At 61.2% G+C, this 8,638-nt stretch carries 9 protein-coding genes; 3 read left to right on the top strand and 6 right to left on the bottom strand.

What is annotated here, in order from left to right; genetic code table 11:
* Window positions 1–613 (top strand): diacylglycerol kinase catalytic domain-containing protein (locus tag AC1DUR_RS25575; protein ID WP_477722369.1); only part of this gene is annotated, 613 nt, incomplete at its 5' end.
* A gap of 84 nt (window positions 614–697) precedes the next feature.
* A complete protein-coding gene (locus tag AC1DUR_RS25570; protein WP_477717819.1) occupies window positions 698–1,561 on the top strand; it encodes a cysteine hydrolase family protein in 864 nt (287 codons plus the stop codon).
* Window positions 1,562–1,762: 201 nt separating this feature from the next.
* Here AC1DUR_RS25570 and AC1DUR_RS25565 read toward each other — a convergent pair whose 3' ends face one another.
* The gene (locus AC1DUR_RS25565; protein ID WP_477717818.1) at window positions 1,763–2,044 is read right to left on the bottom strand and encodes a hypothetical protein; all 282 of its coding nucleotides are present in this window, start codon (window positions 2,042–2,044) and stop codon (window positions 1,763–1,765) included.
* On the opposite strand from AC1DUR_RS25565, the gene AC1DUR_RS25560 reads away from it, so the two are divergent.
* Window positions 2,028–4,571 (top strand): ABC transporter substrate-binding protein, encoded by a 2,544-nt coding sequence (locus AC1DUR_RS25560; protein WP_477717817.1) that lies wholly within the window; start codon window positions 2,028–2,030, stop codon window positions 4,569–4,571. The genes AC1DUR_RS25565 and AC1DUR_RS25560 overlap by 17 nt on opposite strands.
* A 52-nt stretch (window positions 4,572–4,623) precedes the next feature.
* On the opposite strand, the gene AC1DUR_RS25555 is transcribed toward AC1DUR_RS25560, so the two are convergent.
* The 5 genes from AC1DUR_RS25555 to AC1DUR_RS25535 all read right to left on the bottom strand — a co-directional run.
* Entirely contained in the window at window positions 4,624–5,778 is a 1,155-nt protein-coding gene (locus AC1DUR_RS25555; protein WP_477717816.1) for an ABC transporter substrate-binding protein, read from the bottom strand.
* 89 nt (window positions 5,779–5,867) lie between these two features.
* Entirely contained in the window at window positions 5,868–6,596 is a 729-nt protein-coding gene (locus tag AC1DUR_RS25550; protein WP_477717815.1) for an ABC transporter ATP-binding protein, read from the bottom strand.
* Window positions 6,593–7,345, bottom strand: coding sequence for an ABC transporter ATP-binding protein (locus tag AC1DUR_RS25545; RefSeq protein WP_477722368.1), 753 nt, complete (start codon window positions 7,343–7,345; stop codon window positions 6,593–6,595). Before AC1DUR_RS25545 ends, AC1DUR_RS25550 begins: the two co-directional genes overlap by 4 nt.
* Window positions 7,338–8,411, bottom strand: a complete 1,074-nt coding sequence (locus tag AC1DUR_RS25540) for a branched-chain amino acid ABC transporter permease (RefSeq protein ID WP_477717814.1) — start codon at window positions 8,409–8,411, stop codon at window positions 7,338–7,340. Before AC1DUR_RS25540 ends, AC1DUR_RS25545 begins: the two co-directional genes overlap by 8 nt.
* The coding region (locus AC1DUR_RS25535; protein WP_477722367.1) for an ABC transporter permease subunit at window positions 8,408–8,638 on the bottom strand (231 nt) is incomplete at its 5' end. The genes AC1DUR_RS25540 and AC1DUR_RS25535, both read right to left, overlap by 4 nt.

The following is an 8,638-nucleotide window of genomic DNA, read 5'->3' as shown; positions in this document are numbered from 1 at the left end:
ACCGCTGGTTGGCGTGAACCCGGAACCCAAACGCTGGGACGGCGTATTACTTCCCTTTGAACCGTTGCAGGTGGGCGCGGTACTGCCCGGGGTGGCCAGGGACAGCCGCGCCACCTCGCTGGTCACCATGGCGGAGGCCACGCTGTCTGACGGCCAGGTGCTGAGAGGCGTCAACGATTTGTTCATAGGCCCGAAAAGCCATACGTCGGCGCTCTACGACATCGAGTTTCGGGGAATGAAAGAGGCGCAGTCCTCTTCCGGCCTGATCGTCTCGACCGGACTGGGCTCCACGGCCTGGCTTAAAAGCATCGTCACGGGTTCGGTCGGTATTGCCAGGGCCGTGGGGCATGGGCAGGGCGATGGCTACGAACCCATGCCCCGCGACACGGATCATCTGATCTTCGCCGTGCGGGAGCCTTTCGCCAGCCGGGCTTCCCAGACTTCCCTGCTCTATGGCGAGATCGGGGAGTCGGAAGTGCTGACGCTGCGTTCGCGCATGCCGGACAACGGAGTAATCTTCTCGGATGGCATGGAATCGGACTTTCTGCGGTTCACTGCAGGTATGGAAGCCAGAATCGGTGTTTGCGCCACCAAGGGAATCCTGGTGGCGTAACCACTACCCGCTACCGGCTGCTGCGAGAGTCGACGGCGTTGCACCAATTCACGTTGTACCCATTCAAGATCAATGGAGGACCACATGAAAAAAACCATACAGCTTCTGATCATCGACCCGCAAAACGACTTTTGCGACCTGCCGGCCGACTGGCGGCCCATCGACCCTGTCACGGGGGCCGCCACTTCCCCCGCCTTGCCTGTGGCAGGCGCCCACGCAGACATGCTGCGCCTGGCGAAGCTGATACGGGAAGGCGCTTCCGGCATCTCCGCCATCGGTGTGACACTGGACTCCCACCACAGGTTTGACATTGCCCACCCGACCTTCTGGAAAACCGGCGCGGGTGAAGCCGTGGGGCCGTTCACGCCCATCACGGCCGCGCAGGTGCGCAAGGGTGACTATGCGCCCAAAGACCCTTCAATGCTGCCGAAAGCCTTGGCCTATATCGACGAGTTGGAAAAGCGTGGCCGCTACACCCTGATGGTCTGGCCGGTGCACTGTGAAATCGGCAGCTGGGGCCATAACGTCCACCCCGCGGTAAAGGCCGCCTACAACCATTGGGAAGACAGCCGGCTGGCCATGGTGCAGAAAATCAGCAAAGGCAGCAACCCCTGGACGGAGCACTACAGCGCCCTGCAGGCCGAGGTGCCGGATGAAGAAGACCCCGCGACGCAACTCAACACGGCCTTGATTGCTTCCCTGGACCAGTCGGACCTGCTTGTCATCGCCGGCGAGGCCAGCAGCCACTGCGTGAAGGCGACCACCGAGCACATCGCCCTGAACCTTCCCTCCGGCAAGACAGGCAAAGTGGTGTTGCTCACCGATTGCATGAGCCCTGTCGGCGGCTTTGAAGTGCAGCACCAGGCGTTCCTGGATGACATGGTTCGCCGCGGCGTGGTGCTGTCAACCAGTGCGCAAATGCTGAACACTTTGCAAGCCAACGTCTGACCAGCGTCCCATTCAATCATTCATTCAATAAATAACAGACATTATTTTGCAGCGATCCCGTCGTCCCGCCTCGAGGCTGTCGGGGTCTCGACGCAGATCGAGCCAATTACCTCGCGGCGGCCCCACCCGCAGCGCTTCGCCAGCACGGCAGACACAGTCTCCAATAGATTCAGCTCCCGGCAAGCATCTGAATAAAATGAATCAAAACTGAGCCATCCATTCAACAGCTGTCAATTCAACAGCCATCAATTCAACAAAACCAGCGCTCCGTTGAATAGGCCACTGAATAAAGAGTAACGTGCGTGCCAGACAAAAACAGATGTCCCGCTTGATCCCTTCCGCAAGGTCCTTGCTGACCTTGGTGAGACGGCATTCGGCAGGGCGCGCCACTTTGACGGCCTTGGTACTGTGGACGATTTGTGTCGGCCCAGCTTTCGGTGCGTCCGGTGCCGTGCCTTCAGAGCGCGTGACGCTCCAACTCAAGTGGCTGCATCAATTCCAGTTCGCTGGCTATTACGCCGCGCAAGCGAAAGGTTTTTATCGAGACGAAGGGCTTGAAGTCACGATCAATGAGGGTGGCTTGGACAGACAGGTCCTGGCCAAAGTCCTCAGCGGTGACGCCCAGTTCGGTATTGGCGATTCCGATCTTTTAATAAGCCGGATCAGTGGGCGTCCCCTTGTGGCGATGGCGGCCATTTTCCAGCATTCGCCTTATGTGATCATGAGCCGGAAGGATCGCAATATTCGCAAACTGAGCGACCTGGTTGGCGCGAAGGTCATGATGTCGGAAGACCAGGGCGCCATCCAGTTGCGCGCCATGTTGAAAAACAATGGCATTGATCCGAAGCTCGTCAATATTCTTCCCCAGACCTGGAGGCTCGAGGACCTGATCGACGGCAAGGTGGACGCCATGTCGGCCTACGCCACGGCGGAGCCAGCGCAGTTGAGCGCCCGTGGCGTTACGCCGGCGACCATCAAAAGCGCTGACTACGGCGTGGACTTCTACGGGGACATTCTCTTCACGACGGAGTCCGAAGTCGAAAAAGCCCCCGGGCACGCCGCCGCGTTCCTGCGCGCCAGCCGCAAAGGCTGGGACTACGCCATGAGGCATGAGGATGAAATCGTCGGTTTGATCCTGGGTATGGACGGTGTCACGAAACGGGGGCTGACGCGCGAGACCCTGCTGCGGGAGGCCCGGGAGATGCGTCCATTCATGCTGCCGGATGTCGTGGAGATTGGGCATATGAACCCGGCCCGATTCGAGGCCATCGCGCAGGCTCTGGCGAACCTGGGTCTGGTGCGGACGGACTATTCGCTGGACGGGTGGATGTATGAGCCCTCACCGGGCATCGATCCCGGCCTATTTCGTTGGATGAGTGGCATTGGCTTGGCCATCATCGCGATTACGACGCTGGTGCTTGCCTGGAATATGCAGATTCGCCGCCGTGTGCTTGTGCGAACGCAAGAATTGCAGGCAGAAGTCACCCACCGGGCTGAGGTGCAGCAAAAGCTGAAAGTCAGCCAGGAGCTTTTTCAGCTGATGTTTGGTACCGCTGCATCCGGCCTCGTGATGAACACACCCGATGGACGGCTGCTGATGGCCAATCCCACCTACTGCGCGACCCTTGGCTACACGGAGGCCGAGTTGCGAACGATGGATACGCGTGAGCTGACGCATCCCCAGGACCGCGCCCGCTATGACGCTCTGAGGGACCGTATGCTGGCGGGCGAATTCGATAGCTTTACCGATGAAAAGTGTTATCTGAAAAAGGGTGGTGCTGCCGTGTGGGTTCGCTCAACGGTATCCCTTGTACGCTCGGCGGACCGGCGTCCGACGCACATCATTGCCGTGACAGAAGACATCACGGCACGCCGGGCGACCGAGGAAAAGTTGCGGCTTCTGGAGACTGCCGTGTCCCGCCAGAACGATATTGTGCTGATCACGGAAGCCGAGCCCATCGACGAGCCTGGACCGCGTATTGTGTTCGTCAATGACGCTTTCGAGCGACGCACCGGCTATCGCCGCGAAGAGGTGATCGGCCAGTCACCGAGGATTCTTCAGGGGCCGAACACCCAACGCGCTGAGTTGGACCGCATCCGTTCCGCAATGGAGAAGTGGCGGCCGATTCGAGCCGAACTGATCAACTACACCAAGGCAGGAGAGGCGTTCTGGCTGGAGATTGACATCGTGCCCATCGCCGACGAAAAGGGCTGGTTCACCCATTGGGTGGCAGTCGAGCGCGACATCAGCGAGCGGAAGCGGGCGCAGAACGAAATTCTTCGGCTCAATGCCGACCTTGAAGAGCGTGTGCAGCAGCGCACAGCCGAGCTGGAAACTGTGAACAAGGAGCTGGAAGCTTTTTCGTATTCCGTGTCACACGACCTGCGCACGCCCCTGAATACGATCGATGGATTCAGCCATCTGCTGGAGCGAATGGTCGGGGATAAGGTTGGCGAGAAGGAAAAACACTACCTGAACCGGATTCGCGCAGGAGCCCGGCAGATGGGCGAGTTGATTGATGGCCTGCTCTCGCTTGCGAAGTTGTCACGCGATCCGCTGCGGCTCCAGGAGGTCGACCTTGCGGCCATCGCGCGGCGGGTAGAGCAGGAGTGCAGAGAGTGGGAGCCGGAGCGCGTGGTGCAGGTGCACATTCAGGACGGTTTGCGGGCGTATGGCGATCCTCTCTTGTTGTCGGTCGTTATTCATAACCTGCTGGGCAACGCGTGGAAGTTCACCTCAAAGCAGGCGGCGGCACGGATTGAGATCGGCTGCGAGCCTGCAGTTGATGGCGCGACAGTCTATTTCGTCAAGGACAACGGCGCCGGATTTGACATGGCTTACGCCGACAAGCTTTTTGACACATTCCAGCGGCTTCATTCGTTTGCGGATTTCTCGGGGACCGGTATAGGACTGGCCACCGTCCATCGGATCATCACCAAGCACGGCGGGCGGGTCTGGGCGCACGCCGTCGAAGGACAAGGGGCAGAGTTTTACTTCACCTTGGGTTGATGACTGAGCTGCAGAAATCGTTTTGTCGCTTTGTCGCCTTGTCGTCTGCGCGTTATTTTTTTAACGCTCCCTGGCCATTGATGATTGAAAGCTCCACGCCGCCCCAGCCCTGGCGTTTGGCTGGCGTGTATTTGACATAGAGTCCACCCAGGTCGAATTCACCGAGGTTCGTCAGCGCCGCCAGGACTTTCGCTCGTGTGGGTTGACTGCCGGCCCGTTGCACGGCTTCTGCGGCTATCTTGGCGCCCAGGTAGCCCTCAAGGCTTGAGAAGGAGAGTGGCTGTCCTGCCGCATATTTATTCATGTCCGTCAGGTATTCGTTGATGACGGCCTTGCTTGGAATGAAGGGGTAGGGAACTGCCTGACTCAACACGATACCCCGCGCCTTGTCTGCGCCAACGGCGTTGACCAGCGCGTCGTGCAACAGCACGGACAAGCCATAGATTTGCGTGGCGCCACCAGGTGCCTCGCGGAAGGCCTTGATGAATTCAGAGGCGGGTTTGCCGGCTGCCAGCACCAGGACTGCTTTCGGCTGCGTCCTGGACACTGCTGCAACCGCCGCTTTAACGCTGGCGTCAAATGCAGCGGGGCTGACATCAATCACTTGATGGGTTGCGATTTTCAGGCCTTGCGCATTGGCCTGCTGGATTGCCAGTTGAGCCAGGGGCGGTCCAAAAGCAATGCTCATGTTGACGATCGCTACTTCGTTCTTCTCCCAGTTCTTGGCTTCCTTGAGCAAGGCAGTGACTTCGTCGGCGTAACCACTGCGCAGGGGAAACACGTTCCCGGCGCTGATCACGTTCTTGTCACCCTGAAGCGGTGTGATCAGTGCGATGCCCGCCTTCACAGGCAAATCCTGTTTGGCTATTTCAGCCAGCCCGGCGCTGTTGAGGAAGCCCAGCAGGCCAACAATGGAGGGGTCGGCAACCAGCTGTTGGGTCAGTTCCAGCATTTTCGGGCCCTGCAGGTCATCGTCAAGCGTCACCAGCTTGAGCTTGTTGCCCGCGATGCCGCCTTTGGCGTTGACTTTGGCAAAGTAAGTCTGGATGCCCACGACAAGGCCTTTGGCGTTGGCTGCCGACGCCGGGTTGGTTTGCGATGCGACCTGTCCAAAAACAACTTCCTGCGCCGCGTTGCCGGCGCCGGGAAAGGTGCAGAGTGTGGCCAGGAGAAACGTCGTGAGGACCGAGGAGAAGATTTTTTTCATATCAAAGTTTTTTTGAAACCAGCCAGATTATCCAGATTGCCAAACCAGGCACGCAGGAGCCCGCTTTGTCGATTGCGCCTGCGCGCTTCTCAAACCCCCAGGTACAGCTCCAGCAGTTCAGGCCTGGCGTGCAGCTCGGCCGAGCTGCCCTCAAAGACCACCTCCCCCTTGAGCAGGATCACATTGCGGTCGGTGATCTGCGTGACATGCTTCCAGTTCTTGTCCACGATCACGCTGGAGATACCTGTTTCCCGCACCAGCTGGCAGATGCGCCAGATGTCCCGGGCAATCAGCGGCGCCAGGCCCTCGGTCGCCTCGTCCAGGATCAGCACATCCGGATTCGTCATCAGCGCCCGGCCAATGGTCAGCATCTGCTGCTCCCCGCCCGAGAGCTGCTGCCCGCCATGGTTAAGGCGCTCCTTCAGGCGCGGAAAGGTCTCCAGCACCCGCTCATAGGTCCAGTCGCGCTGGCCCCGCGTGCCCGCCCGCGCCGCCATCTTCAGGTTCTCCACCACACTCAGGTTGCCGAAAATGCCCCGGCCCTCCGGCACATAGGCCACGCCCAGGCGCGACACCTCATACGGCGCCCGGCCCAGCATAGGCCGGCCCATGATGGCTATCGAGCCGGCACGCGGGCTGACCAGCCCCATCAGGCTCTTGAGCAAGGTGCTCTTGCCCATGCCATTGCGCCCCATCAGGCCAATCGTCTCGCCGCGCGCCACCGAGAAATTGATGCCGCGCAGGATGTGGCTGGCCCCGTAGTAGGTGTGGATTTCTTTCGCATCAATCAACAAATCGGTGTTCATATCGGTGTTCATGCGTGTTCTTCTCCGAGATACGCCGCCTGCACCCCGGCATCGGCCCGGATCTGCGCCGGCGAGCCACTGGCGATCACCTGGCCGTTGACCATCACCGTCAGCTGGTCGGCCAGCGCAAACACCGCATCCATGTCGTGCTCCACCAGCAGCATGCCGTGCTCCTGCTTCAGGGCCAGCAGCAGCGCCACCATGCGCTCGGCCTCCGCCACCCCCATGCCCGCCAGCGGCTCGTCCAGCAGCAGCACCTGCGGCTGCGTCGCCAGGGTCATGGCGATCTCCAACTGGCGCTGCTCGCCGTGGCTGATGGTGCCGGCGATGCTGTGCCGGCGGCTYTGCAGCCCGGCCAGCTCCAGCGCCCGTTCGGCGCGGCCGTTGATGGAGGCCATCCGGCCGGCGCGCTGCAGCCAGCGCCCGGCATGCGGCTCGCGCGACTGCGCGGCCAGCCGCACGTTCTCCCAGACCGTGAAGGGCAGGAAGATATTCGTCTTCTGGTAGCTGCGCCCCAGGCCCTTGTTTGAAATCTTCTCCGGGCTCCAGCCCGTGACGTCGTGCCCGCCCAGCATGACCGTGCCCGAGCTCGGCGGCAAATCGCCCGACAGCAGGTTGGTCAGCGTCGACTTGCCCGCGCCATTGGGGCCGATCACCGCATGGATGTGGTTGCGCCAGAGATCGACAGAGACGTCGTTCACCGCCGCCAGGCCGCCAAAGCGTTTGGTCAGCTTCTTGGCCGACAGCAGCAGTTCAGCCATGGTCCGCTCCCTGGTTGCGGGCCTGGTCTTTGTTGCTTTTGCTGTTCTTGGCAAAGCGCTCCACCAGCCCGAGCAGGCCGCGCGGCGCGAACACCACCACGGCGACGATGAACAGCCCCATCCACAGCTGCCAGTGCTTGCCCAGGTTCACGCTGCCGCCCCCCAGGCCCACCACACCCCCGGCCTCGAGGGTGGGCAGGTCCTTGAACAGGTGCAGCAGGTACTCAAAGGCAAAGGCCCCGACGATGGCACCCGCAAAGTTGCCCATGCCGCCCAGGATCACCATCATGATGGCGTGCGCGCTCATGTGAAAGCCCATCAGCTCCGGGTTGATGTAGCCCGTTTGCGTGCCCCACAGGTAGCCGGCCAGCCCGGCCAGGCTGCCGGCCAGCGTGAAGGCCGCCAGCTTGTAGCCGAAGGTGCCATAGCCCATGGCGCGCATGCGGTGCTCGTTGACGCGGATGCCGGCCAGCGCCCGGCCAAACGGGCTCCACAGCAGGCGCCGCAAGAAGGCATAGACCGCCAGCAAGGTGGCCAGCGTGAAGTAGTACAGCGTGCGCTTGCCGTCCAGCTCGAACGGCGTCCAGCCGAAGAGCTCGGCGCTGGGCTTGAAGTTGATGTACAGCCCGTCGGAGCCGCCCAGCACCTTGTTGTCAAAGAACAGGTAAAACACCATCTGGGCAAAGGCCATGGTGACCATGATGAAGTAGATGCCGTGGGTGCGCACCACAAAAAAGCCGATGACCAGCGCCGCCAGGCCCGAGGCCAGCACCGCCAGCGGCAAGGTCCACCACAGGCTGACGGCCTCGCCCTGCGGCATCAGGAAGGCGAGCGCGTAGCCCGCGATGCCGAAGAAGGCCGCATGGCCCAGCGAGACCAGGCCGGTGACGCCCTGCAGCAGGTCCAGGCTCATGGCAAAGATCGCCATGATCATCATGCGGGTCACCATCTGGGTGTAGAAGTCGGTGCCGGCAAAAGGGAAGGCGAGCAGGGCGATCAGCCCCAGCACCAGCGCCACCTGCACGCCGCGCGGCAGGACTTCAAGATTGGATTTTTGTGCGCTCATTGTTTGAACAAGCCTTCGGGCTTCCAGAGGAGTACGCCGGCCATCAGCATGTAGACCAGCATGCCGGCCACCGAGGGCAGCAAGACCTTGCCGAAGGTGTCGACCAGCCCGACCAGCAGCGCAGAAATGAGCGCGCCGCGCACCGAGCCGATGCCGCCGATGACGACCACCACAAAACACATGATGAGCACCTGCGAGCCCATGTTGGGGTAGACGCGGGTAGACGC

The sequence above is a fragment of the Polaromonas sp. P4_F4 genome (assembly GCF_056401355.1).
Note: the sequence above shows the minus strand (reverse complement) of the source record. Positions and strands in the feature narration are given on the sequence as shown.

What these genes read in the sequence shown, in the direction of transcription:
- AC1DUR_RS25570 (WP_477717819.1), top strand. Translation starts at nt 698, where the DNA reads ATGAAAAAAACCATACAGCTTCTGATCATCGACCCGCAAAACGACTTT.
- AC1DUR_RS25555 (WP_477717816.1), bottom strand. Translation starts at nt 5,778, where the DNA reads ATGAAAAAAATCTTCTCCTCGGTCCTCACGACGTTTCTCCTGGCCACA.
- AC1DUR_RS25550 (WP_477717815.1), bottom strand. Translation starts at nt 6,596, where the DNA reads ATGAACACCGATATGAACACCGATTTGTTGATTGATGCGAAAGAAATC.
- AC1DUR_RS25540 (WP_477717814.1), bottom strand. Translation starts at nt 8,411, where the DNA reads ATGAGCGCACAAAAATCCAATCTTGAAGTCCTGCCGCGCGGCGTGCAG.